General features: G+C 72.8%; 23 protein-coding genes. 5 read left to right on the top strand and 18 right to left on the bottom strand.

Annotated features, from left to right (window positions below):
* Positions 1-27 precede the first annotated feature (27 nt).
* Positions 28-825 carry an HAD-IIA family hydrolase gene (locus ACSJD1_RS02085; protein WP_438853655.1) on the top strand — a complete coding sequence of 266 codons (798 nt, stop codon included), beginning with the start codon at positions 28-30 and terminating at the stop codon, positions 823-825.
* A 21-nt stretch (positions 826-846) separates the two neighbouring features.
* On the opposite strand, the gene ACSJD1_RS02080 is transcribed toward ACSJD1_RS02085, so the two are convergent.
* The 8 genes from ACSJD1_RS02080 to ACSJD1_RS02045 all read right to left on the bottom strand — a co-directional run bounded on the left by ACSJD1_RS02080 (position 847) and on the right by ACSJD1_RS02045 (position 9,277).
* Entirely contained in the window at positions 847-1,554 is a 708-nt protein-coding gene (locus tag ACSJD1_RS02080) for an NUDIX hydrolase (protein WP_438853654.1), read from the bottom strand.
* A 28-nt stretch (positions 1,555-1,582) separates the two neighbouring features.
* Positions 1,583-1,798 (bottom strand): hypothetical protein, encoded by a 216-nt coding sequence (locus ACSJD1_RS02075; RefSeq protein WP_438853653.1) that lies wholly within the window; start codon positions 1,796-1,798, stop codon positions 1,583-1,585.
* A 10-nt stretch (positions 1,799-1,808) separates the two neighbouring features.
* The gene (locus ACSJD1_RS02070) at positions 1,809-2,756 is read right to left on the bottom strand and encodes a nucleoside hydrolase (protein ID WP_438853652.1); all 948 of its coding nucleotides are present in this window, start codon (positions 2,754-2,756) and stop codon (positions 1,809-1,811) included.
* A complete protein-coding gene (locus tag ACSJD1_RS02065) occupies positions 2,753-3,691 on the bottom strand; it encodes a ribokinase (RefSeq protein ID WP_438853651.1) in 939 nt (312 codons plus the stop codon). The genes ACSJD1_RS02070 and ACSJD1_RS02065 overlap by 4 nt, the downstream gene beginning before the upstream one ends.
* Positions 3,688-6,765 (bottom strand): septum formation family protein, encoded by a 3,078-nt coding sequence (locus ACSJD1_RS02060; RefSeq protein WP_438853650.1) that lies wholly within the window; start codon positions 6,763-6,765, stop codon positions 3,688-3,690. The genes ACSJD1_RS02065 and ACSJD1_RS02060 overlap by 4 nt, the downstream gene beginning before the upstream one ends.
* The gene (gene pyrE, locus ACSJD1_RS02055) at positions 6,762-7,331 is read right to left on the bottom strand and encodes an orotate phosphoribosyltransferase (protein WP_438853649.1); all 570 of its coding nucleotides are present in this window, start codon (positions 7,329-7,331) and stop codon (positions 6,762-6,764) included. Before pyrE ends, ACSJD1_RS02060 begins: the two co-directional genes overlap by 4 nt.
* A gap of 140 nt (positions 7,332-7,471) precedes the next feature.
* Entirely contained in the window at positions 7,472-8,857 is a 1,386-nt protein-coding gene (locus tag ACSJD1_RS02050; protein ID WP_438853648.1) for a threonine/serine exporter family protein, read from the bottom strand.
* Positions 8,858-9,154: 297 nt separating this feature from the next.
* A complete protein-coding gene (locus ACSJD1_RS02045; protein ID WP_438853647.1) occupies positions 9,155-9,277 on the bottom strand; it encodes a hypothetical protein in 123 nt (40 codons plus the stop codon).
* 137 nt (positions 9,278-9,414) lie between these two features.
* Here ACSJD1_RS02045 and ACSJD1_RS02040 point away from each other — a divergent pair, with 137 nt between their 5' ends.
* The 3 genes from ACSJD1_RS02040 (at position 9,415) to ACSJD1_RS02030 (ending at position 11,986) form a co-directional block, all read left to right on the top strand.
* Positions 9,415-10,359: a LysR family transcriptional regulator gene (locus tag ACSJD1_RS02040; RefSeq protein WP_438853646.1), complete on the top strand. Its 945-nt coding sequence runs from the start codon at positions 9,415-9,417 to the stop codon at positions 10,357-10,359.
* A gap of 71 nt (positions 10,360-10,430) precedes the next feature.
* Positions 10,431-11,129: a hypothetical protein gene (locus ACSJD1_RS02035; protein WP_438853645.1), complete on the top strand. Its 699-nt coding sequence runs from the start codon at positions 10,431-10,433 to the stop codon at positions 11,127-11,129.
* Positions 11,130-11,203: 74 nt separating this feature from the next.
* On the top strand, positions 11,204-11,986 hold the full coding sequence (locus ACSJD1_RS02030; protein WP_438853644.1) for an enoyl-CoA hydratase/isomerase family protein: 783 nt from the start codon (positions 11,204-11,206) through the stop codon (positions 11,984-11,986).
* 68 nt (positions 11,987-12,054) lie between these two features.
* Here the strand turns inward: ACSJD1_RS02030 and ACSJD1_RS02025 are convergent, their stop codons facing one another.
* Both ACSJD1_RS02025 and ACSJD1_RS02020 read right to left on the bottom strand, forming a co-directional pair.
* Entirely contained in the window at positions 12,055-12,750 is a 696-nt protein-coding gene (locus ACSJD1_RS02025) for a response regulator transcription factor (protein ID WP_438853643.1), read from the bottom strand.
* Complete coding sequence (locus ACSJD1_RS02020; RefSeq protein WP_438853642.1) at positions 12,747-14,870, bottom strand: sensor histidine kinase; 2,124 nt, start codon at positions 14,868-14,870, stop codon at positions 12,747-12,749. The genes ACSJD1_RS02025 and ACSJD1_RS02020 overlap by 4 nt, the downstream gene beginning before the upstream one ends.
* Positions 14,871-15,080: 210 nt before the next feature.
* On the opposite strand from ACSJD1_RS02020, the gene ACSJD1_RS02015 reads away from it, so the two are divergent.
* On the top strand, positions 15,081-15,563 hold the full coding sequence (locus ACSJD1_RS02015; RefSeq protein ID WP_438853641.1) for a hypothetical protein: 483 nt from the start codon (positions 15,081-15,083) through the stop codon (positions 15,561-15,563).
* Between the two features lie 70 nt (positions 15,564-15,633).
* Here ACSJD1_RS02015 and ACSJD1_RS02010 read toward each other — a convergent pair whose 3' ends face one another.
* The 8 genes from ACSJD1_RS02010 to hydA form a co-directional block, all read right to left on the bottom strand.
* Complete coding sequence (locus ACSJD1_RS02010; RefSeq protein ID WP_438853640.1) at positions 15,634-17,169, bottom strand: CoA-acylating methylmalonate-semialdehyde dehydrogenase; 1,536 nt, start codon at positions 17,167-17,169, stop codon at positions 15,634-15,636.
* An 89-nt stretch (positions 17,170-17,258) separates the two neighbouring features.
* Positions 17,259-18,578, bottom strand: coding sequence for an aspartate aminotransferase family protein (locus tag ACSJD1_RS02005; protein WP_438853639.1), 1,320 nt, complete (start codon positions 18,576-18,578; stop codon positions 17,259-17,261).
* Between the two features lie 72 nt (positions 18,579-18,650).
* The gene (locus ACSJD1_RS02000) at positions 18,651-19,793 is read right to left on the bottom strand and encodes an ABC transporter substrate-binding protein (RefSeq protein ID WP_438853638.1); all 1,143 of its coding nucleotides are present in this window, start codon (positions 19,791-19,793) and stop codon (positions 18,651-18,653) included.
* A 126-nt stretch (positions 19,794-19,919) separates the two neighbouring features.
* Positions 19,920-20,798 carry an ABC transporter permease gene (locus ACSJD1_RS01995; RefSeq protein WP_438853637.1) on the bottom strand — a complete coding sequence of 293 codons (879 nt, stop codon included), beginning with the start codon at positions 20,796-20,798 and terminating at the stop codon, positions 19,920-19,922.
* Positions 20,795-21,691, bottom strand: a complete 897-nt coding sequence (locus ACSJD1_RS01990) for an ABC transporter ATP-binding protein (RefSeq protein WP_438853636.1) — start codon at positions 21,689-21,691, stop codon at positions 20,795-20,797. The genes ACSJD1_RS01995 and ACSJD1_RS01990 overlap by 4 nt, the downstream gene beginning before the upstream one ends.
* A complete protein-coding gene (locus tag ACSJD1_RS01985) occupies positions 21,688-22,617 on the bottom strand; it encodes an ABC transporter permease (RefSeq protein WP_353814567.1) in 930 nt (309 codons plus the stop codon). The genes ACSJD1_RS01990 and ACSJD1_RS01985 overlap by 4 nt, the downstream gene beginning before the upstream one ends.
* Positions 22,614-23,630, bottom strand: a complete 1,017-nt coding sequence (locus ACSJD1_RS01980; RefSeq protein WP_353814566.1) for a TIGR03842 family LLM class F420-dependent oxidoreductase — start codon at positions 23,628-23,630, stop codon at positions 22,614-22,616. The genes ACSJD1_RS01985 and ACSJD1_RS01980 overlap by 4 nt, the downstream gene beginning before the upstream one ends.
* Positions 23,631-23,649: 19 nt before the next feature.
* Positions 23,650-25,086: a dihydropyrimidinase gene (hydA, locus tag ACSJD1_RS01975; protein WP_438853635.1), complete on the bottom strand. Its 1,437-nt coding sequence runs from the start codon at positions 25,084-25,086 to the stop codon at positions 23,650-23,652.
* Positions 25,087-25,107 lie beyond the last annotated feature (21 nt).

Genomic DNA, 25,107 nt, shown 5'->3' with positions numbered 1-25,107 from the left:
GTGATGCGCGCGGCCTAGGCTTGGCCCATGGCGAAGCGTGAAGAGGTCGAGGCCTGGCTCACCGACATGGACGGCGTGCTGGTGCACGAGAACCACGCCCTCCCCGGCGCGGCCGACCTGCTGCGGCAGTGGGAGGACTCGGGCACGCCCTACCTCGTGCTGACCAACAACTCGATCTTCACGGCACGAGACCTGTCGGCCAGGCTCCGCTCCTCGGGCCTCAACGTGCCCGAGGAGCGCATCTGGACCTCGGCGCTCGCCACCGCCGACTTCCTCAAGCAGCAGGTGCCGCACGGGTCGGCGTTCGTCATCGGCGAGGCCGGCATCCTGACCGCGCTGCACGAGGCCGGTTTCATCATGACCGAGACCGATCCCGACTTCGTGGTGGTCGGCGAGACCCGCAACTACTCGTTCGACGCGATCACCAAGGCGATCCGGCTGATCGGCGCCGGCGCCAGGTTCATCGTGACCAACCCGGATGCCACGGGCCCCAGCGCCGACGGTCCGCTGCCCGCGACCGGGGCGATCGCCGCCCTCATCACCAAGGCCACCGGCAAGGAGCCCTACGTCGTGGGCAAGCCGAACCCGATGATGTTCCGGTCGGCCCTGAACAAGATCGGCGCGCACTCCGAGCACACGGCGATGATCGGCGACCGCATGGACACCGACATCGTGGCGGGCATCGAGGCCGGGCTGCACACCGTGCTCGTGCTCACCGGCATCAGCGACCAGCGCGAGATCGAGAAGTACCCGTTCCGGCCCGACGAGATCCTCGACGGCGTGTTCGAGCTCGTCACGGCCGAGCCCGTCGAGAGCGACCTGTAGTCGCGGGGCGACCCGCGCGGCTCAGTCCACGTCGATCTCGCGCGCCCGGTCCCACGGCTCGGTCCAGGCGAGCGCCTCGAACATCGCGTCGAGCACCATCGCGGTGAATCCCCAGACCAGCCGGTCGGCCCCGCCCGAGGTGACGACGAACCCGGGCCCGCGCCACTCGTCGCCGTCGCGTCGCAGCACCGTCGTCAGGCGGTTCGCCGGATGGAGGAGGTCGGCCACCGGGGTGCGGAACACGGCGGAGGACTCGGCGACGTCGACCGCGTGCACGGGCGACGGCTGCGTCCACCAGCCGAGCACCGGGGTCACGAGGTGGCGGGAGTACGCGAGCGGGATGGGATCGAGTTCGCCGAGCACGTCGACGCCCGCGGGATCCAGCCCGGTCTCCTCCCTCGCCTCGCGGAGGGCGGCCTCGACGACGTCGGCGTCGCCGGGCTCCACGCGGCCGCCGGGGAACGCGATCTGGCCGGCGTGCGAGCGCAGCGTGTCGGCGCGAGCGAGCAGCAGCACGTCGAGGTCGCGTGAGACGGCTCCCGCCTGGGCCTCGTGGTCGCTCGGCAGCCCGTCGAGCACGCCGAACAGGATCAGCACGGCGGCCGCCCGGGTCGCCTCGGGATCGATCGGCGGACGCGCCGCCCGCCAGAGGTCGCGCAGCTCCTCGTCGGCGGCCAGCGCGGCCAGCTGCGCACGGGCCGATCCGGTCGCGTCGTCGCGGGAGGTCACCCGACGAGCGTAGCCGCCGCGGCGCCCATCAGCGCGATCGATCGTCGTCCTCCTCGGCGCTCGTCGGCGTACCCGCCGGCGGATCCGAAGGCGCTTCCTCGGGTGCGTCCGAGCCCGGCAGGTCGGCGTCGAACGGCTCCTCCTCGCGCGGCCGACGCGACCACCGGCTCTCGTGGAGGAAGACCTGCGTCACGATCACGAGGCCGACGATGACGACGCCGGCGACCCAGAACGTCCAGTCCATCCGCGCCCCCTCAGGCCAACCGTGCCACGGCGGCCTCGATGTCCGCCCAGAACCGCTCGACGTCGAGCCCGACCGCGACGAAGGCGTTCGGCTCGCGGGCGAGCATGTCGTCGAGGTCGACGCTCGTCGCCCCGACGGTCTCCGACCCGACCAGCTCGACGTCGAGTCGTGTGCGCACGACCTCGACCGAGGCGGGGTCGGCGAGCACCGCCACCGCGACCGGGTCGTGCAGCGGGCCGTCGGGCATGCCGAACACCTCGTCGTTCGTCCGGCAGAAGAACTCGAGCAGCTCGTCGCCGAATCGTGCCGTGCGCGTGCCGATCGCGGCGAGGCGCTCGCGCACCCGGCTCGTCACGAGTGCGCGATGGGTGACGTTGAGTCCGACCATGGTGAAGCGGATTCCGCTCTGCAGCACGAGATCCAGCGCCTCCGGGTCGACCCATGCGTTGAACTCGGCGTAGGGCGTCGCGTTGCCGCGTTCGGTCGAGCCGCCCATCCAGACGACCTCCCGGATCCGCGGCGCGAGGTCGGGGCGATCGCGGAGCAGGACGGCGACGTTCGTGACGGGTCCGGTCGCGATGATCGCCACGGGTTCGGATGCTGCGGCGAGCGTGTCGGCGATGAGCTCCGTCGCGCTGCGCGGGTCGAGCGGAACGGGCGTGGGGCCGTCGTCGGGGTCGGGCAGCTCGGGGCCGCCGAGGCCGTTCTCGCCGTGGATCCACTCGGCGGTCGACAGCTCGCGGGCGAGCGGACCCCGGGCGCCGGCCGCGACCGGGACGTCGACGACGCCGGCGACCGACAGCGCCACCCGCGCGTTCCGGCTGGTGTGCTCGAGGGGGACGTTGCCGCCGACCGTCGTCACGGCGAGCAGGTCGAGCCTCGGATGCCCCGCGGCGAACCAGAGGGCGAAGACGTCGTCGTGCCCGGGGTCGCAGTCCACGATCACGGGAACGGTCATCGGAGCTCCAGCCCGTCGGCGAACGCGAGCACGTCGGCCCGCCCGGCGTACGAGTCCACGGTGCCCCGCGAACGCACGGCGATCGTGCCCGCGGCCACCGCGACGCGCAACGCGTCGGGCAGGCTGCGGCCCTCGGCGAGCATGGCGGCCAGGGCGCCGGTCGCGGCATCCCCCGCACCCGTCGTGTCGACCGCGTCGACCTCGGGCGCCGCGACGATCCATGCCCCGTCGGCGGATGCCGCGACGGCGCCGCGCGGGCCGAGCGTCACGACGACGGATCGGGCGGTCCCGCCGACGACGGATGCCGCGGCGTCCCGCCACGCGTCGGCGCGGGCGTCGTCGGAGAGGCTTCGGCCGATGCCGACCGCGCGTGCCTCGTGGACGTTGACGACCAGCGGGTCGGCGACCGCCGTGGCCTCGTCGGCGATGGGGACCGGCGGCGCGAGGTTCAGCACGAACCGCGTGCCGGCCTCGTCGCAGGCGCGGGCGAGCGCCTCGACGCTCGCCACGGGGAGCTCGCCCTGGGTCAGCACGACCTCGGCGTCCGCGATGCGCCGCGCTTCGGCGGCGACCGCCTCCGGCCCGACCGCGGCGTTCGCCCCGGCCGTCACCACGATCGTGTTCTCCCCCGTCGCCGCCACCGTGATCTGGGCGACGCCGGTCGGCGTTCCGTCCGCGATCGAGATCGCCTCCATCGGCAGCCCGTGCCGGGCGAACGAGTCGCGCGCCACCTCGGCCGCGGCATCGTCGCCGAGCCGCGCGACGAGGCACACGTCGGCCCCGCACAGGTGCGCGGCGATGGCCTGGTTCGCGCCCTTCCCGCCCAGGGAGACCCGGTAGGCGAGCGAGTGGATCGTCTCGCCGGGCTCGGGGAACGCGTCCACGTAGCTCGTCGCGTCGACGTTCACCGAGCCGAGAACGACGAGGCGACTCACTGCGCGGCGGGGCCGGCCCCGGCGATGCTCGCCGCCAGCGGCTCACCGCTCACGAGCTCGACGAAGCAGTAGTAGTTGCGCTGCCCGGCGTCCCACTGCTCGGCGGTCACGGGGAACGCCGTGAGCATCTGCAGGTCGCCGACCCCGGCGGCCGCCGCCGGGTCGATGATGCCCTCGGCGGCGCAGAGCTCCTGCGACTGCGCGGAGAGCGCCTCCTCGCCCGGGAACTCGGCGGCCTCGTCGCCCGCGAAGGTGCCGCGATAGGCGAGCTGCGCGGTGTGCGGGCTCGCGCAGTCGACGACCGTGAACTCCTCGGCCCACGCGGTCTCGAACGGTTCGAGGCACTCGGTGCCGAACAGCGCCTGCCACGGGTGGACGCCGGCCGGCTGGGGCGCGGTCGGCGCCGCGACGGGCTCCTCCGTCGCGACGGGCGCCGCCGTCTCGGCATCGCTCGGCGCGAGGAACCGCGTGCCGAACGCCACGACGGCGACGATGAGCACGACGAGCGCGAGGCCGCCGGCCACCCACGTCAGGATCTTGACCGGCGATCGGCCGCTCGAGTCGTCGCCGGCGGATGTGTCGGGCGCCGCCCGGTACCCGCCCCGATCGCCGTCGCCGGGGCGAGGGCTCGTCGTCCGGGTCGGACCGTACCCGTCGTCCCATCCGCCGCGCTCGTCACGGCTGAACGGGTCGGTGGCGTTCGGCTCGGCGTAGTCGGATTCGCGCGCCGGCGTGCGATCGAAGCCGGCCTCCTCGGATGCCTCGACCACCGACATCGGTCCGGTCGCACCGAAGCCCGCACCGCCGAACAACGCGGCGAGGCCGTCGTCGCCGTTGTTCGCCTCCGGCCGGCCGGTCCCCGGACGCTCGGTCGTGCGCTCGTCCACGTCGTGCGCGCCCCACGGGTCGTCGAACGCCCGCTCGTCGTAGGACCGGCGGTCGTCGACCGCGGGCTGCTCGTCGTGGGCCGGCTGGTCGTCGTAGGCGAGGGGGTCGCCGTACGTCGGCTGGTCGTCGACCCGCTCGTCGTCGACCCGCTCGTCGACGGCGCTGAGGCCGAACGGGTCGGCGTCGCGGGCGGCATCGGCGGCGGCCGGCGCCCCGGCGCCGCGGCGCGGACCCGGCGCAGGCTCGTCGCCCGGGTCCTCGACCGGGACCTTCGGGTCGTGGCCCTCGGGGTCCGGGGTGAGGTTCCACAGGTAACCCGACTGGGCGAACTCCCGCGCCCGCGGCGACTCGTCGGCGCTCCACGGGTCGGCCTCGGCCCGGTCCGCTCCCGTCGGCCGGTCGGGTTCGGCGGCGCGGCGTTCGGCGAGGCCGTCGGCGTACCAGCGGACGTCGTCGGACGCGTCGGCCGTCGGCTGCCCGACGTCCTCGCGCCAGTCGTCGGCCTGGTCGGACCAGGCGCCGTTCGCCTGCCCGCCGTCCTCGCTCTCGCGCCACAGGTCGCGCAGGTCGTACCCGTCGCCGTGCTCCGCGAGATCGTCGTGCGTGCCGAAGCGGTCTCCGCTGTAGTCCCCGGTGTCGGCGTAGGCGTCGGGGCTGAATCCGCCCGCGTCGTTCCCGTCCGCGTCGCCGCCGTATGCGTCGGCGGAGAACGCCACGCCGTCGAAGGGGCTGCGCTCGGTCTCGTCGTCGTCGTAGCCGTAACCCCGGCCGTCGTCGGCGCCGGCGGCGCCGTGGCCGGCCCCGTCGTATGCGGGCCGTGCATAGCCCTGCCGGTCGTACCCGTCGCGGTCGTAGCCGTCCTGGTCGTACCCCTCCCAGTCGTAGCCCTGGGCGTCGAAGCCGTCACCGTAGCCCCGGCCGCCGCCGTCCCCGTCGTACGAGCCGCCGCGGGCGGCGAAGTCCGGTACACGGCCGTCCGCTCCGATCGCGCCCGGAGCCGCGCCCGCGCGGGGACCGAGGGGATCGCCGTGGCCCGCACCGTCGACCCAGCCCTGGTCGGAGCCGACCCGGTCGTAGCCCGTGTCGTCGTGTCCGGCCTGGTCGTAGCCCGCCTGCTCGTAGCCCGCCTGGTCGTAGCCCGCCTGGTCGTAGCCCGCCTGGTCGTAGCCGGTCGGGTCGTACGCGGCCGAACGGTCGTATGCGCCCTGCTCGGCGTACGCCCGCTGTTCGGCGAATGCGCCGCGCTCGTCGTACGCGCCGCGCGGGCCCTGCTGGTCGAACGCCGGTCCGTCGCCGTGGGCGCGCTGGTCGTACCCGTCGGCGCCCTGCTCGGCCTCAGCCGGCTGCTCGTCCTCGTGCAGTGCCGACCACAGCTCGTCCGCGAAGTCGTCGGGCGCTCCGGCCGACGGCGTCGCCGGGGTGAACGAGCGACGGGCGACCGGCGGCGGCGTGAAGCCCTCGAACGGCGATCCCGCCCCGGGCTGCTCCGGTTCCGGCTCGGACCCGACCTCGGGCTCTGGGTCGAGGGGCGAGGTGTTCGACGGGTCCGCGAGCTGCCGGAACGCGGCCCGCAGCCCATCCTCGGTGTCGAGCGAGGGTCGCTCCTGCGGCTCGCCCCAGGTCAGGGCGAAGTTCGCGGGCGGGGTGACCGGCCCGGGCGGAGCCTGCGGCGGCTCGGGCTGTCGCGTGAACGCGGGCGGCACGATGCCGCCGACGGGCGGCTCGACCGAGGTCAGCCGGTCGTCGACCGGCGGCTCGGCGATGCGCGGCGGTTCGGCCGGCGGGGTGTTCCACGCGGGCGCGTTCCAGGCCGGCTGGTTCCAGGCCGGCTGGTTCCAGGCCGGCGGGTTCGGAGCCGGCTCGTTCCACGCGGGCGGCGCGTCGACCGGGCCGGGGGCGGCGCGATCGATCGGGTCGCCCACCACGGGGAGCGCCCGCGTCGGCGCGTCGTCGGCTGCCGCGGGCTCGGCGACCGAGAACCAGTCGAGCGACTCCTCGCTGCGACGGCGGGGGCGCGAGGGCGGCGCGGTCTCGGCGCGCGGGGCCTCGGCCGCGGGTGCGACGGGCGGCTGCGGGGCCTGTCGGCCCTCGAGGTCGGGTCGACGGCCACTGCCGAGCTGGCTCATGAGCCAGTCGGTGTCGTCGTCGAATCCGCTCGGGTCGTAGCGTCCGTCGCGTTCGTTCATGACAATCCCAGATCCTTCAAGCCGATGGCCGCGAGGTAGGGGACGCCCGCGGCTTCGATGACCTCGCGCGCGCCCGTGTCGCGATCGACGACGACCGCGACGGCGGCGATCTCGGCGCCGACGGCGCGCAACGCCTCGATCGCCTTGAGCGGCGAGCCGCCCGTGGTCGAGGTGTCCTCGAGCACGATCACTCGCTTGCCTGCGACATCCGGCCCCTCGACCTGCTTGCCGCGACCATGGTCCTTCGGCTCCTTGCGCACGACGAAGGCGTCGTACGCGAGGCCGCGCGCGGCGCCCTGGTGCAGCACGGCGGTCGCGATGGGGTCGGCGCCCATCGTCATGCCGCCGACGGCGACGACGTCCGGAACGTCGGCGATGAGGTCGAGCATGACCTGGCCGATGAGCGGCGCGACGCGGTGGTCGAGGCTCACCTTGCGGAGGTCGACGTAGTACGACGCCTTCTTGCCGCTGGTCAGCGTGAAGTCACCGTGGAATACCGCCTCGTTCGAGATGTGCTCGATGAGCTGTCGGCGGGCCTCGGCGGACTGGGGATTCCGGGAAGTCACCCGAATACTCTAAGACTCCAGTGCCTGAGAGGAACGTGCGGATGTCTCGGGAACCGCTCCGGCGACCTCGCCCGGGCGCGCGTGCCGGGGGGGGTCGGCGCGCGAGCGGCGCGACGCGCGAGTCGCGCGGCTCGCCCCGGTCAGTCCTCGGGGTCGCGTCGCCGCGGCCTCGGCGCGGCGTCGGCGATGCGCGACAGGACCGAGTTCTCCGACGGACCGAGCACCGACGGCAGGTCGACGTGGAACTCGGCGATGCCGGCTGCGCTGCGGCGGAGGAACCGGTAGGTCGCCGAGCCGATGAACACGCCGAGCGCGATCGACATGACCGTGGCGAACGCGGCGGCGACGTCGTCGACGCCCGCCGACTCCTCGACCGCACCCTCCGTCACGCCGATGAGCCCGGCCGCGCCGGGCACGAGCACCCAGAACGCCGGCAGGAAGGCGATCTGCGACGGCACGCCGCCGCGCGGCAGGTCCTCGACCCAGAGGACGAACGGCGTCACCACGAGCGCCCCGATGAAGCCGCTGACCTGCGGGCCGAGGATGAGCGCGCCGAGCTGCTGCGCGCCGTACGCCACCACGAGCCCGAGGATCACCCAGCCGTAGGAACGCCCGGGTGCGGCGAAGTGGAGGTACACGCCGACCCCGTAGAGCACCAGCCCGATCCCGGCCACCCACCAGGGCAGCGTGTGCTGCACCTCGCGGGGAACGTACTCGTCCTCGCCGATCCCGACGACGGTCCCCGCCGCGAGGATGCCGAGCGCGAGCAGGGCGAGCTGGACGATGCCCGCGCCGAGGCGCGACGAGCCGGCGACCATCTGGCCGGCGGCGAGCTCGCGGACCCCGGTGGTGAGCAGTGCGCCGGGGAGGAAGGTCGCGAGCGGCGCGATCAGCACGCGCAGCGGGTCGCCGATCTCGACCACGGGAGCGAGGAGGAACACGATCACCGCGCAGACGAACGAGGCCGCGACCGGGAGGATCAGCGAGAGCGTCTGGGACCGCGTCAGCTTGGCCACGCCGATGACGACGCCGAGGCCGAAGCCCACGACCGCGGCCTGCCAGCTCGGGGCGAGGAGCAGCGCGAGACCCGCGGTGAGGAGACCGTGCCCCATCGTGCGCATGAACCAGTGCCGCCTCGGCGGCATGGCGCCGATCTCGTTCAGCCGACGGATGCCGTCGGCCGGGTCGATCTCGGCGGCCCGCGCCGACCGCGCCAGGTCGGCCATCGCGGCGATCTGGTCGAACCGGAACGAGGCGCGGACCGAGGTGAGCGAGACCCGCCCCGTCTCGCCCTCGCCGGTCTGGACGAGCGCGATGGTCGGGAGCACCACGACGTCGACCTCGTCGACCCCGTAGGCGCGCGCGATGTCGATGATCTCGGCGCGGATGCGATCGGTCGACTCCGCCGAGGCCGTGAGCCCCTCGGCGAGGCCCAGCAGGAACGTGCGGATCAGGGCGTCATCGCCGGGCGAGCGTTCCGACCGCGATGGCTCGGGCGGCGTCGGGGTCGTCGGGGTCGTCGGCATCCGTTCGCTCCTCGGGTTCACGTCGGAGCGCGGTGCACGGGCGGGCGCCCGGCGCCCCGGCGGTGCGGTCACGCTATCCCCGGACGTGATCGGATGTCGAGCCGAGGGCTCGACGACGGCATCGACCGAGGCCGGCGGGCCGGCCGGGAGCAACGGTCCGAGGTCGGGCGGAACGGTCCGAGGTCGGGCCGGCCCGGGCCTGCCGAACGGACCGGGAATGCGAAGGGCCGCCCTGCGGGGTGTCCCTCCCCCGCACGGCGGCCCTGCTCGGAGACCTTCGGCTCCGCGACGCGCGACCTAGACGGTGCGCGCGAAGGTCTCGCGCGGCTGGCGACGGTAGCCGTCGCGCGCGGTGACGACGATGGAGCTGACGATGCCGGCGATCGAGGCGACGGCGAGCATGGCGAAGACGGTGAACACGGTGGTTCCTTTCGAGAGTTCGTTGGAATGTCGGGCGACTCGGTGCGCCCTTGCACGTGTCCGACATCATCTATTGTGCACCTCGAAACCGTTCAGCACAATCTTACGAAACTTCACTAACCATGTAGCATCACTACATGGATGTACGCCGCCTCGACCTGCTCCGCGAACTCGCCGAACGCGGCAGCGTGACCGCCGTCGCCGACGCCACCGGCCGCACGCCCTCCGCGGTGTCCCAGCAGCTGAAGGTGCTCGAGCGCGAGGCCGGCATGCCGCTCACCGAGCGCAGCGGGCGCGGGGTCGTCTTGACGAGCGCGGGGCACGCGCTCGCGCGCAGCGCGGCCGAGGTCGCCGTGGCCCTCGAGCGCGCCTCGGCGCTGTGGGATCAGTTCCGCAACCACCCGAGCGGCGAGGTCACGCTGCTGACCTTCCCCACCGTCGGCGCGACGCTCCTTCCGCAGGTGCTTACCGACCTCCGCTCGGTCGCCGGCCTCGTGGTGCGGGCGACCGACCTCGACCCCGAGCTGGCGGAGTTCCCCGAGCTGACCAACGAGTACGACATCGTGCTCGCGCACACGATGCCGGGCGAGCTCCCGTGGGGCGGTCGCGGCCTCCGCGCGCTCCCACTCCTCACCGAGCCGCTCGACATCGGCCTCCCGGCCGACCACCGGCTCGCGGGGCGCGCGCACGTGACGCCGGCCGACCTCGTCGATGAGGCCTGGCTCGGCGTGCCGCCGGGCTTCCCCTTCGAGCGGATCCTGCACGCGATCGAGCAGGCCGGCGGCCGGCGCGTCGATGTGAGCCAGCGCTTCAGCGACATGCGCATCGTCGAGGCGTTCATCGCGGCGGGCCTGGGCATCGCCTTCGTGCCGCGGTACACCTCGGGCGCGGTGCCCGAGGGCATCGTGCTGAAGCCCCTGCGCGGCGTCACGTCGGTCCGCCAGATCTTCGCGCTCGTTCGGCCGGATGTCGCGGAGCGACTCGCCGTCCGGACGGTGCTCGAGGTCCTCGTCGACCGGGCCGCACGACTCGAGCACTCGTACCACCATCCGGCGCGCGGCGGCGGAGCGAACGACGACTGACGAGGCCGCGGGTCGGCGTGTTCAGTGCCTCCCCTGACGAGCGCGGGCCGACGGGACACTACGGTGCGGCCATGATGCGACGACGCCTGATCACCGCTGTCCTGCTCCTCGCCGCCACCTCGGCCCTCGCCGGATGCACCGCGCCGGCTGCCTCGGTGACACCCCCGTCCGCATCGACGTCGAGCCCGCCGCCGACGACCGAGGCGGCCGAGCCCACCCCGGCGCTGGTCGCCATCACCGCGGAGTCGATCGCGGTGCTCGACACCGCTGGAGGGATCATCGTGAGCTTCGACTACTTCCAGCCGACCGCCGACGTGGTGTCGGGCCTCACGACGTACCTCGGCGAACCCGTCGCGACGCCGAATCCCGGTGGGCTGGAGACCCCGCCCGGTACCGATCACGTCTGGGGCGGCCTCCGACTCAGCGACACGGACACGCCCGGCCGGGTCCCGGACATCCCCAACCACACGGTGTTCGTCGAGGGACCCGATGCGGGACCGCTCCCCGTGTCGACCGCACCGGGCATCGGGTCGGCGTCGGGAGTCGCGGTGGGCGATCCGGCCGCCAGCCTGACCATCGGCGTCGAGGCCGGCGTGCCGTACACGGATCCGACCACGGGGCGCACGGTCGTCGTCGACCGCGTCGGCATCGTGCCGCTGCCGACCAGCACCCCGAGCACGCCGCTCGACTTCGGGGTGATGATCGTCAGCTACACGGATGATGGCGCGATCGCGAGGATGGTCGCGCCCAGCGCCAACTTCGGCGTGTGATCGTGGCCGACGCATCCGGCCGACCGCGCCTGCCGCACCCGACCCGCCACCAGCCGGCCGGGTAGCATCCGATCATGCCCGACGACGTGATCCTGTTCGACGTGCGCGACGGCCTCGCGCACGTGACGCTGAACCGACCGACCCGGCTCAACGCGGTCGATCCCGAGGCGATCGCCCGGTGGCAGGACCTGGCGCATGAGATCGCCGGGCGCGACGACGTCGGCGCCGTGCTCTTCGACGCCGCGGGCCGAGCGTTCTGCGCGGGCGGCGACGTCGTGGCGATGTCGGAGCTCGCCTCATCGGGCACCGGCGGCGACCGACCCGCCGACGTGGTCCGCCGTCTCGCCGACCGCATCCACGACGGGCACCGGGTGCTGCGCGAGAGCACGAAGCCGATCGTCGCGGCGGTGCAGGGCCCCGTCGCGGGCGGCGGCCTCGGCTTCATGCTGGTCGCCGACGTGATCGTCGCATCCGAGCGGGCGACGTTCGCGAGCCGATACAGCGACGTCGGGCTCACTCCCGACTGCGGCGTGTCGACGCTCCTGCCCGAGGCGGTCGGAGTACGCCGCGCGCTCGAGCTCACGCTCACGTCGCGCACGCTATCGGCCGAGGAGGCGCTCGACTGGGGCCTGGTGGCCGAGGTCGTCGCGCCAGAGGCGCTCGACCCCCGCGTTCGCGCGATCGCCGACGGATGGCTCGCCGGCGCGACGCACGCGTTCGGCCAGGCGAAGCGGCTGGTGCACGCCGGCCGGACTCGCTCGTTCCAGGCGTCGCTCGACGACGAGGCCGCGACCATCGGCGCGGCGATCGAGACCCCCGACGCACGGCGCGCGATCGCCGCCTTCGCGGCTCGCTGACGTCCAGTGGGCGCGCCCGCCCGCGCCCGAGCGCCCCTGAGTGCGGCCACGCCGCCGACCCGACCCGCTCAGGCGTGGTCGTCGTCGAGCGGTCGAGCCATGCCCTGCCCGTGCAGGTACGCGAGCACGGCCGCCACCCGGCGGTGCACGAACGGCTCGTCGTTCAGCTCGAGCTTGGCGAACAGGCTCGACGCGTACTTCTCGATCGACGACTCGGAGAGGTGCAGCTGCTCGGCGATCCCCGCGTTGGTGCGTCCCTCCGCCATCTGCGCGAGCACCTCCCGTTCGCGGTCGGTGAGGGTGCCGAGCGGCGACGAGTCGTCAGGCGCGCCGCGGACGAGCGCGGCGACCACGTCGGGGTCGATGCGCGATCCGCCCGCGGCGACCGCCTCCACGGCACCCACGAGCGCAGCGGGATCCCCGATCCGTTCCTTCAGCAGGTACGCCAGTCCCGCGACGCCGTCGCGCAGCAGCTCCATCGCGTAGGTCGCGTCGTTGTACTGCGACAGCACGACGACGCCGACCCCGGGGTGGCGCTCGCGGATCCGGTGCGTCGCGTCGATGCCGTCGGTCGTGTTGCCGGGAGGCATCCGGATGTCGGTCACCACGGCGTCGGGGACCTCGCGATCGACCACGAGCTCGAGCTCATCGGCCGAACCGACCGCGGCGACGACCTCGATCGCGCCGCTCGATGCCAGCGCTCGACGCACCCCCTCGCGGACCAGGTAGTGGTCGTCGGCGATGACGACGCGCAGCGTGCTCATCGCGCACCGGCCGCCGTGGGCGGCGAGAAGTCGGCCGTCACGGTCGTCCCCGCGCCGGCGGAGCCCGACACGTCGAGCCTGCCGCCCACCGCCGCGACCCGTGCGGCGAGCCCGGCCAGGCCGTTCCCGAGCGGATGCACCGCCCCGATGCCGACACCGTCGTCATGGACGCGGATGGCGAGAGCCGCCCCGTCCAGCGAGAGCGCGACGTCGATGTGCTGCGCCGAGGCGTGCTTCAGGCTGTTCGTGAGCGCCTCGGCGACCACGAAGTACCCGGCACCCTCGAGGTCCTCGGCGAGTCGTCGGTCGCGGAGCCGCGCGTCGGCCCGGACGGTGACGGGAACCGGATGCCGCGCGGCGAGCGCCTCGACCGCAGCGAGCAGGCCGCGATCGCTGAGCACCGCCGGATGGATGCCCTGCGCGAGGTCCCGCACGTCGGCGAGCACCCTGCGCAGGCCCTGCTGGATCGCGTCGAGGTCCTCGTCCACGTCGCCGGTGTCGCGATCGTGCGCCTGGCGCGCCTGCCCGGCCAACCCGATGAGCGCCGTGAGGTCCTGCTGCACGCCGTCGTGGATGTTGCGCTCGATGCGTCGCCGTTCGGCCTCCTGCGCGCGCACCAGGCGGGCGCGTGACTCGGTCAGCAGCCGCGCCTGCTCGGCGAGCTGCTGCGCCATCCGGACGTTGCGCACGGCGAGCCCGGCCTGCCCGGCGAAGGTGGCGATGACCTCGGTGTCGGACGACGAGAGCAGGCCCGTCGACTTGGGGCCGCACTCGATGCGACCCACCCGCTCGCCGTCGACCTCGATCGGGACCACGAGCACGGGCGGGCCGGGGTCGGCCTCCGCCCCGTCCGGATCGGTGCCCTCGCGCGCCGCATCGTCGGCATCGGCGGGTTCGAGGCGCACGCGCGCCCAGGTCAGCCCCATCCCCTCCTCGAGGGTGGCCGCGATCCGCGGCAGCAGGGCATCGAGGTCGTAGGTCCCCGCGAGCGTCTGGCCGAGCCCGACGACGAGCTGGGACGGGTCCGCCCTGGCGCCGAAGACGCGACGATCGGCCAGTCGCTCGATTCGCGTGCGCAGGGGCTGGAACGCCACCGCGGCGACCATCGCGAGCGCGACGGCCCAACCGAGCGGGAGCAGCGTGCCCGCCGCCGCGCCGACCACCGAGCCCGCGAGCACGTACGCCGCCGCGATCACGACCCAGAGGAGCCCGTACATCAGCGTGCCCCTGATCACGCGGTCGGGGTTCAGGCGGGCCGGCTGCAGCAGGCCCAGGGCGATCGACACGGCGAAGACGATCCCGGTCGAGATCCACAGCACCGAGATCAGCCACCGGGGTTCGCCGGACCCGATGAGCAGCTGGGTCGCCGCGGCGATCAGCAGGCAGGCGATCGGCACGAACATCCACCGCATCGGCTGCCGCTGCGATGGCGTCGCCCGCGCGTATCGGACGATCAGGACGACGGCGCCGATCGCCACCGGGATCAGGCCCAGGAGGTCCCCGACGGCCGAGCCGACCGCCGGGTCGATCCCCGCGAACGGCAGCGCGAACGGGCTGGGGATGCCCGGCGCATCGTAGTAGAAGGGGATGGTGATCGTGGGCGAGAGCAGGAAGAGGATCGGCGGGACCGCGGCCAGCGCCCAGGTCGAGGTCACCGTCCCGCGTTCGCCGGGCGTCGCCGAACCGTCGGGGAACAGCCCGACGACATGAGCCGCGCCGATCGCCGCGACCACCACGGCCAGCTGCGAGACGAGGTTCACCAGTGCGAGCCCGGCCGGTGCCGCCTCCGCCTGCAGCATCGCGGCGATGCCCACGCCGGCGAGCGCGCTGACGCCGCTCAGCGAGAGGAGCGTGAACCAGGGGGCGAGCGGATGCCTCGGCCGCCGCGCCATCACGACCATGGCCGCGACCAGGGTCGCCGCCGACGCGGCGAGCCATGGCAGCTCGCCGAATTCGCCGACGACGAGCACGAGCACCAGCTCGACGAGCCAGCATGCGGACGCGACGACCAGGAGCGCCCACGGCCAGTGCGGGGCGGCGACTCGGCGCGACTCGGTGCGACGCGCCTGCTCCCGCACGTCGGGGCTCGGCGCGCCGCCCCCCGGCGAGCGCGTACCCATGGCACTCCCATGATGGCGCAACCCGGGCGCGCGCGACGTCCGGACGGCCTCCGATGCGACTGTGCGAATCCGGAACCGGATCTGAGGTGAACGCGCTGTCGGGCCGGAGCGGGGGCGCCCTAGCCTGACCTGCAACACACACAACGACGACGTCATCCGCCACGGCCGCCCGGTCGCCCTCGGAGGCGTCCAGGGCGTCTGGGGGACCCCATGAAGACCACCTACCGCGTGTTCGCGTGGATCATCGCTGCGCTCGTCGCGGTGCAGGCCGCGGCGATCGTGTTCGCGGTCTCCGGCATGTTCTCGTACATCGACGCCGGCGGCGTGATCGACGCGAGCCTGTCCCAGGACGCGATCCCGGAGGGCGCCGGCATCGGCATCCACGCCATGGTGGGCGCGATGATCCTCCCGGTCATCGCATTGGTCCTGCTGGTCCTCTCCTTCTTCACGCGGAACGGGCGCGCGATCTGGATGGCCGCCGCGCTCCTCGTCCTCGTCCTCGTCCAGGTGCTCCTCGGCTTCAGCGGCTGGTCGTCGCCGGCGGCCGGGGCGGCGCACGGCGCGAACGCACTCCTGATCTTCGGGGTCGCACTCGCGGCCGGCCTCGGGCTCGGCCTCGACCGCGGTCGACGGCAGCCGGCACCGGCGACCGAGGCGGCCGAGGCGGCCCCGGCGCCGACGACGGGCGCCTAGGACGACGCTCCGCCCCCTGACGAGCCGGCGGGGGGCCGGCTGGTCGGGGGGCCGGCGGTCCCCGCGGGGTTCAGTCGTGCTGCGGGAACCCCAGGTTCAGCCCGCCGTGGCTCGGGTCGAGCCAGCGCGAGGTGATCGCCTTCTCCTGCGTGAAGAAGTCGAAGCCGCGGGGGCCGTAGGCCTTCGCGTCGCCGAAGAGCGAGTCCTTCCATCCGCCGAACGAGTGGTACGCGACGGGCACGGGAATCGGAACGTTGATGCCGATCATGCCGACCGTCACCTCGCGCTGGAAGCGCCGCGCGGCGCCGCCGTCGTTGGTGAAGATCGCGGTGCCGTTGCCGTAGCGCGACGCGTTGATCAGCTCGACGCCGTCCTCGTAGCCGTCGACGCGCACGACCGAGAGCACCGGGCCGAAGATCTCGTCGCGGTACACCGCCGACGACGTCGGCACGCGGTCGATGAGCGTCGGGCCCATCCAGAACCCGTCGGGCTCGCCGTCCACCTCGGGGTCGCGGCCGTCGACGACGACGGATGCCCCGTCCTCACCGGCCACGTCGAGGTATCCGGCCACCTTGTCGCGGTGCTCGCGCGTGATGAGCGGGCCCATGTCGCAGCCCCGGGTGCCGTCGCCGGTGACGAGCCGCGACATCCGCTCGCTGATCTTCGCAACGAGCTCGTCGGCGATCGAGTCGACCGCGACGACCGCCGAGATCGCCATGCACCGCTCGCCGGCCGAGCCGAATCCGGCATTCACCGCCGCGTCGGCCGCGAGGTCGAGGTCGGCGTCGGGCAGCACGAGCATGTGGTTCTTCGCGCCGCCGAGCGCCTGGACGCGCTTGCCGTTCGCCGTCGCGGTCGCGTAGATGTACCGCGCGATCGGGGTCGAGCCGACGAACGAGATCGACCGCACGGTCGGGTGCTCGAGCAGCGCATCGACCGCGACCTTGTCGCCGTGCACCACGTTGAACACGCCGTCGGGCAGCCCGGCCTCCTGGAAGAGCCGCGCGAGCCACACCGAGGCCGACGGGTCCTTCTCCGACGGCTTCAGCACGACCGTGTTGCCCGTGGCGATCGCGAGCGGGAAGAACCACAGCGGCACCATGGCGGGGAAGTTGAACGGGCTGATGATGCCCACGACGCCGAGCGGCTGCCGCAGCGAGTAGACGTCGATGCCGGTCGAGACGTTCTCCGAGTACTCGCCCTTCGTGTAGGCGGGCATCGCGCACGCGAGCTCGACGACCTCGAGTCCGCGGGCGATCTCGCCGAGCGCGTCGGCGGTCACCTTGCCGTGCTCGCTGGTGAGGATCGCGGCGAGCTCGTCGGTCCGCGACGCGAGCAGCTCGCGGAAGCGGAACATGACCTGCTGCCGCTTGGCGATCGAGGCGTCCCGCCACGCGGGGAACGCGCGGGCGGCGGCCTCGACCGCGACATCCACGTCATCGGCGGAGGCGAACCGCACGCGGCGCTGCTCGATGCCGTGCGCGGGGTTGTAGACGGGTCCGGTGCGCTCCGAGGCGCCGGACGCGGGAGCGCCGTCGATCCAGTGCTCCACCAGCTCGGCGGTCGCGGTGCCCTCGGCGCTGGGGGCGGTCTGGGTGTCGGTCATGGTCTCGTTCCTTCCGAATCGAGTGTCCGGGTCGTGTTCGCAGGGTGGTGGGTGCCGCGGCACCCCGGACGGATGCCGCGGCATCCGTCTCAGACGTCGACGGTGCCGAGCACCTCGTCGTAGATCGCGGTGGCCTGCTCGACCTCCTCGGCCGTGACGACGCACGGCGGCACGACGTGGATGCGGTTCTCGGCGACGAACGGCAGCAGCCCGCGTTCGACGAGCGCGCCCTTGATGCGGCCCACCTCGGCGGCGGGCAGCGGCTCGCGCGTCTCGGGGTCCGCGACGAGGTCGAGCGCCCAGAAGACGCCCTCGCCGCGCACCTCGCCGATGACGGCGTGCTTGTCGGCCAGCTCGGTGAGCGCGGGCGCGATGGCCTCGGCGCCGACTCGCCGCGCGTGGTCGACGATGCCCTCGGACTCCATCGCATCGAGCGCCCCGACGATCGAGGCCATCGCGAGCGGATGCCCCGAGTAGGTGAGGCCGCCGGGGAAGACCTTCTCGTCGAAGTCGGCGGCGATCTCGTCGGAGATGACGACACCGCCCACGGGCACGTAGCCCGAGTTGACGCCCTTGGCGAAGCTGATCAGGTCGGGGCGCACGTCGTAGCCGTCGAACGCGAACCAGCGCCCGCTCCGGCCGAATCCGCACATGACCTCGTCGAGGATCAGCATGATGCCGTGCCGGTCGCAGAGCTCGCGCACGCCCGCGAGGTATCCGGGCGGCGGCACGAGCACGCCGGCCGTGCCGGGCACGGTCTCGAGGAGGACGGCCGCGATCGTCGTCGGGCCCTCGGCCTCGATCACGCGCCGCAGGTGCCGGAGGGCGCGCTCCGACTCCTCCTCGGGCGTCGTCGCCCAGAACTCGGAGCGGTACAGGAACGGCCCGAAGAAGTGGACGTGCCCGCGCGCGAACTCGTTCGGGATGCGGCGCCAGTCGCCGGTCGACACGATCGCGGCGCCGGTGTTGCCGTGATACGACCGGTACGTCGAGAGCACCTTGTCGCGGCCGGTGTGCAGCCGCGCCATCCGGATCGCGTTCTCGTTCGCGTCGGCCCCGCCGTTGGTGAAGAACACCTTCGACATGCCCTCGGGCGCGCGGTCGGTGATGCGCTTCGCGGCCTCGCCGCGGGCGAGGTTGACGGTGGGCGGGCCGATCGTCGCGAGGAGCTCGGCCTGCTCGCGGATCGCCGAGACGACGGCCGGGTGCTGGTGGCCGATGTTGACGTTGACGAGCTGGCTGGAGAAGTCGAGGTACTCGCGGCCCGAGTGGTCCCAGACCTTCGTGCCGCGCCCGCTCGCGATCACCAGCTGCGGGGGACTCCCCTGCGCCGACCAGGAGTGGAAGACGTGTCCGGCGTCGAGCTCGCGCGCGAGCGCGTCGAGGTCGGCGGTGAGGTTCTCGGTCATCAGCGTCGTCGCCTTTCGTGGGGTGGATGCCGCGGGGCCCGCCGTGCGGGCCGGCCCCGCGGCATCCGTCTGCTAGTTGCCGCCCTCGGTGAGGGTGACCTCGACGGGCTCGTACGACTCGCCCATCACGTCGACGCCGTCGGCCTTCAGGTTCTCGAGGGCCTGGTCAACGTACTCGTTGGTGTACGAGCCGTCCGGCGGGTCGGTCGTGATGACCTGCGCGCCGTCCTGGTTCTTCGTCATGAGGGCCATCTCGACCGTGGCGTCCCACTGGTCCTCGTTGATGTGGCCGATGCCGCTCTTCGAGGGCCAGATGAGCTTGTTGATCTCGTTGGCCATCCAGAGCTGGTGGCTCGTGCCGAGCGTCGAACCGGCGGCCGTGACCGCGTCGGCGGCGGCCTGCGGGTCGTCGCGCTGGTCGATCCAGCCGAGGATCGCGCCCTGGATGAGCTTGACCGCGGTCTCGGCGTACTCCGGGTCGGACTCGAGGCGCTCCGAGTTCGCCCAGATGGCGTCCTGGAGCATGGCCGTGCCGACCTCGTTCCAGTCGATGACCGAGAAGTCCTCGGGCTGGTAGAGCTCGCCCGTCTCGGGGTTCACGGCCTCGAGCAGCTGCGCGTACTCGTTGTAGGTCATCGCCTGCGCGGCGTCGATCTCCTTGTTGAGCAGCGCGTTCATGTCGAAGTTCTGCTGCACGATCGTGTAGCCCGAAGCGTCGACCTCGGTGAGCCCCGCGAAGAGCTCCCATTCGTTGCCGAAGCCCCAGCTGCCGATCTGCTTGCCCGAGAGGTCCTCCGGCCCCTCGATGCCGCTGTCGGCCCAAGCGACCTGCAGCGTGCCGCTGCGCTCGAAGACCTGCGCGATGTTCGTGATGTTCGCGCCGGCCTCGATCGAGGCGAGCGCCTTCGGCACCCACGCGATCGCGAAGTCGACGTCGCCGGCGGCGAGCACGTCCTGGGGGACGATGTCGACGGCGCCCGGGATGATCTCGACGTCGAGGCCGAGGTCCTCCCAGTAGCCGTTCGCCTCGGCCAGGTAGTAGCCGCCGAACTGGGCCTGCGTGAGCCACTGCAGCTGCAGGGTCACGGGCGTGAGCTCGCCGTCGGCGGTGTCGCCGCCGTCGCCCGAGTCGCTGCTCCCGCCGGAGCAGCCGGCGAGCACGAGCGCGGTCGCGGCTGCTGCCGCCGCGCCCGCGAGGATCCGGTTGCGCTTCATGTGCATTCCTCTCTTGGTGGTGGTGCTCGTGGTGCGGGATCCGACCGGCTGGGCCGGTGGCTGGTGCCGGACGGCGTCGGCCGGCGAGGCGCTGGCGGGTTCCCGGGTTCGGGGCCGGGGCCCGGGTCATCGGTGGCGGGAGGCGATCCTCTCGATCAGGCTGGTGAGGACGAAGAAGAACAGGCCGAGCAGGATCGCGCCGATGACGAACGCCCACGCGCGGGCGTACGCGCTCGACGCCGCGGCGGTCGTGATCGCGGAGCCGAGGCCCTGCCGTGGGCCGCCGAAGTACTCGGCGACGAGCGCCGAGATCACGGCGAGCGACGAGGCGATGCGCAGGCCCGTGAAGAAGTGGGGCAGCGCCGACGGGATGGTGACGAGCCGCGTGAGCTGCGACGGGGTCGCGGCGTAGGAGCGCATGAGGTCGCGGTGCACGGGCCGCACCTGGCGGAGGCCGCGCAGCGTGTTGAGGAAGACGGGCACGAACGCGGCGATCGAGGCGATGAGGATCCGCGCGACCTCGGAGGTCGAGCCGAACATCGTGTAGAACACCGGCGCGAGGGCGACGATGGGCACGACCGCGACGGCGGCGACCACGGGTGCGAGCATGCCGTCGACGGGCCTGCCGACGGATGCCGCGATGGCGAGCAGCACGCCGAGGACCGCCCCGATCACGAGGCCGATGAGCGCGTTCATGCCGGTCGCGAGCGTCGCCGCGAGCACCTGGGGGGCGTACTGCACGAGCTGGTCGAGGATCGCGGAGGGGCTGGCGAGCACGAACGGCGGGATGCCGGCGGAGACGACGACGAGCTCGACGAGCAGCACGAGCACGACGAACAGCGCGATCGGCGGCAGCACGAGCTTCGCGAAGCGCGCGAGCGGACCGTCGACACCCGACCGGCGACGACGGGGCGGGGCGGATGCCGCGAGCCCGGGCATCGCGATCGCCGGGTCCGCCGCGGGCGGCGGCGGGCTCTCGACGCGCTCGGGCGCTGCGCTCGTCATCGCACGTCCACCCCCCTCGCGGCGCCGGCGGCCGGCGCGGCCGTCGGGCCGTGGAGCGCCTCGCGCACGGCGGTGACGCCGGCGAAGAACGCGGCGTCCTCGCGGAGGTCCTCGCCGCGGTCCGCCGCGTCGCCGAGGCGCACGTCGATCGCGTCGGTGATCCGGCCCGGCCGCGGCGACATGACCACGACGCGATCGGAGAGGTACACGGCCTCGGGGATCGAGTGGGTCACGAACACGACGGCGGCACCGGTCTCGGCACGGATGCGGAGGAGCTCGGTCTGCATGCGCTCGCGCGTCATCTCGTCGAGCGCGCCGAACGGCTCGTCCATGAGCAGCAGCCTGGGCTGCTCGGCGAGCGACCGCGCGATCGCGACGCGCTGCTGCATGCCGCCCGAGAGCTGGTCGGGGTAGTGCTTCGCGAAGTCGGCGAGGCCCACGAGCTCGAGCAGCTCGGCCACGCGTGCGCGGCGGGTCGCGGCATCCGCCCCGTGCAGTTGCAGCGGCAACTCGATGTTCGCGGCCACCGTGCGCCAGGGCAGGAGCCCGGCCTGCTGGAACGCGATGCCGTACGACTGGTCGATACGGGCCTGCCTGGCGGTCTTGCCGAAGACCCGGATCTCGCCGGCCGTCGGCTCGTCGAGGTCGGCGATGAGGCGGAGCAGCGTCGACTTGCCGCACCCCGAGGGCCCGATGAGCGAGACGAACTCGCCGGCGTGCACGGTGAGCTCGATGCCCGTGAGCGCGGTGACCTCGGCACCCTTGGCGCCCGCGAAGACGCGCTCGACGCCGCGTGCGACGACCGCCGCCTCGGTCGCGTCCGCCGTGGCGGTGCCGGCGACGGCGGGCGGCGTCGGTCCGGGGGCGGGCGTGCTCGGGGTCGGGCTGCTCATGCGACGGTCTCCTGTCGGCGGAACGGGCTGAGGAAGGCGGCGAGGAGGGCGACGAAGCCGGCGGCGACGAGGCCGAGCAGCACCGCGCCGAGGATCGGCGCCCAGGGCTTCGCCGGGTCGCTCGATGCGGCGACCGCGGTCTCGAGGATCAGTCGGCCGATTCCGCCGGTGAAGCCGACGGAGATCTCGGCGACCACGGTGCCGACGACGGCGTTCGCCGCGGCGAGGCGCAGCGCCGGGATCAGGAACGGCACGCTCGCGGGCAGCCGCAGGCGGAACAGCGTGGTCCACCACCCCGCCGCATAGCTGCGCATGAGGTCGAGGTGCGCGGCATCCGGCGACTGCAGACCCCGCAGGGCGCCGACCGCGACCGGGAAGAACGCGAGGTAGCTCGCGATGATGACGACCGACATCCAGCTCTCCCACGAGAACGTGCCGAACTCCAGGCGCGAGCCCCAGTTCCGGATGAGCGGTGCGAGCGCGATGAGCGGCACCGTCTGGCTGAGGATCACGAACGGGAGCACGGCGCGTTCCGCGATCCGGAAGCCGAGCATGAGGAGCGCGAGCGCGAAGCCCACGACGACGCCCACGAGCCATCCGAGCGCCGCGACCCCGAGGCTCGTGAGCGCGGCGAGGAGGACCACGACACCGAGCGGCAGCGCGCCCTGCGCGCGCGTCACCGGTTCGATGACCCTCGCGACCATCTCCCAGGTGTGCGGCATCGCCTGGTCGCTCGTGCGCGGGAGCAGGCGGATGCCGCTGCCCGTGACGCCCTCCTGCGCGCCGACCAGCCATCCGTCCGCGGGTCCGACGAGCTTGTACAGCTCCCACAGCGCGGCGAGCGCGAGGACGCCGACGACGCCCCAGACCACGGCGCGCCAGCGGTGCGCGCGCCTGGCCCGGGGCGTTGCCGCGGTCGTCGTCATGCCTTCGCCGTGAGGTGCTCGGTCATGGCGGGGATCACGGTCTCGCCGTACACCCGCATGGTCTCCTCCTTGTTGTCGTGCTGGAGGTAGCCGGCGAACTGGTCGACGCCGAGCTCGGCGAGCTGCTTCAGCTTCTCGATGTGCTCCTCGGCGGTGCCGAGCACGCAGAAGCGCTCGACGATCTCGTCGGGCACGAAGTCGACGTGGTCGTTGTCGGCCTTGCCGTGCGTGTTGTAGTCGTAGCCCTCGCGACCGCGGATGTACTCGGTGAGCGCGTCGGGCACGCTGCCGTGCTCGCCGTACTTGGCCACGATGTCGGCGACGTGGTTGCCGACCATGCCGCCGAACCAGCGGGACTGCTCGATCATGTGCGCGCGGTCCTCGCCGATGTAGAAGGGCGCGGCCACGCAGAACTTGATCGACATCGGGTCGCGGCCGACGGCCTCGGCGGCATCCCGCACGGTCTTGATCATCCACGCCGCGATGTCGACGTCGGCGAGCTGCAGGATGAAGCCGTCGCCGACCTCGCCCGTCAGCTTCAGGGCCATCGGGCCGTACGCCGCGACCCAGACCTCGAGCTCGGAGCCCGTGGACCAGGGGAAGCGCAGCGTCGAGCCCTTGTACTCGACGGCCCGCGAGTTCGCGAGCTCGCGGATGACGTGGATCGACTCGCGCAGCTCGCGCATGGTGACCGGCTTGCCGTTGGTGACACGGACGGCCGAGTCGCCGCGGCCGATGCCGCAGACGGTGCGGTTGCCGTACATCTCGTTGAGCGTCGCGAACGTCGAGGCGGTGACGGTCCAGTCGCGCGTGGCCGGATTGGTCACGAACGGGCCGACGGTCACGCGTCGCGTCTCGGCGAGGATCTGCGAGTGGATGACGTACGGCTCCTCCCAGAGCAGGTGCGAGTCGAAGGTCCAGACGTGGCTGAACCCGAACTGCTCCGCGAGCTTGGCGAGGTGGACCGCCCGCGAGGCGGGCGGGTTGGTCTGGAGGACGACTCCGAAGTCCATGGCGGGGTTCCTCTCCCGATCAGATGAGGTACTGGCTCAGGCCGCGCTTGAGGTAGCGCCCGTCGCCCTTGGCGCCGACGTAGGCGTCGTCCTCGACGACGACCTTGCCCCGGCTCATGACCGTGTCGACCTTGCCGTCGATCTCGTAGCCCTCCCACGCGGAGTAGTCCATGTTCATGTGGTGGGTCTTGTCGAGGCCGATCGACGTGTGGCCGTTCGGGTCGTAGACGACGATGTCGGCGTCGGCGCCCGGCTGGATGACGCCCTTCGTGCCGTAGAGGCCGAACATGCGGGCGGGCGTGGTCGACGTGAGCTCGACCCAGCGCTCGAGGGTGATCTCCCCCGTCACGACCCCCTGGTACATGAGGTCCATGCGGTGCTCGATCGAGCCGATGCCGTTCGGGATCTTCCGGAAGTCGCCGAGCCCGAGCTCCTTCTGGTCCTTCATGCAGAACGGGCAGTGGTCGGTCGAGACCATCTGCAGGTCGTTCGTGCGGAGGGCCTGCCACATCGAGTCCTGGTGGCCCTCGGCGCGGCTGCGGAGCGGCGTGGAGCACACCCACTTCGCGCCCTCGAACGCGCCCCACTCGTCGCTCCGCGCGCCCAGCTGGTCCTCGAGCGAGAGGTAGAGGTACTGGGGGCAGGTCTCGCCGTAGACGTTCTGGCCCTTGTCGCGCGCCCAGGCGAGCTGCTCGACGGCCTGCTTGGCCGACACGTGCACGACGTAGAGCGGCGCGCCGGTGAGCTTCGCGAGCATGATCGCGCGGTGCGTCGCCTCCTCCTCCATCTCCCAGGCGCGGGCGATGCCGTGGTAGTACGGGTCGGTCTTGCCCTGGTCCACCAGCTGCTGGGCGAGCACGTCGATCGCCGGGCCGTTCTCGGCGTGCATCATCGTGAGCATCCCGGTGTCGCGCGAGACCTGCATGGCCTTCAGGATCTGCGCGTCGTCGGAGTAGAAGACGCCCGGGTAGGCCATGAAGAGCTTGAAGCTCGAGACGCCCTCGTCGGGCAGCCGCTTCATCGCCTCGATCGAGGCCTCGTTGACGTCGCCGACGATCTGGTGGAAGCCGTAGTCGATCGCGCAGTTGCCGCCGGCCTTCTCGTGCCAGGCGGCCAGCCCGTCTTCGATGCGCTGGCCGTAGGTCTGCACGGCGAAGTCGATGATCGAGGTCGTACCGCCGTGGGCGGCGGCGATGGTGCCCGACTCGAACGTGTCGGACGCCTCGGTGCCGCCGAACGGCAGCTGCATGTGGGTGTGGGCGTCGATGCCGCCGGGGATGACGTACTTGCCGGTGGCGTCGACGACGCGGTCGACGGATGCCGCGACATCCGTGCCGAGCAGTTGGCTGCCGGGCTGCAGGACGGCGACGATCTTCTCGCCGTCGACGAGCACGTCGGCCGCGGCGCGGCCGGTGGCGCTGACGACGGTTCCGCCGGAGATGAGGGTGGTGGCCATGCGCTTGGCTCCTTCGCGTCT

Origin of the sequence: Agromyces excoecariae (genome assembly GCF_051715505.1) — a bacterium.
GTDB lineage: Bacteria > Actinomycetota > Actinomycetes > Actinomycetales > Microbacteriaceae > Agromyces.
This window is presented reverse-complemented; position numbering and strand designations above follow the sequence as displayed.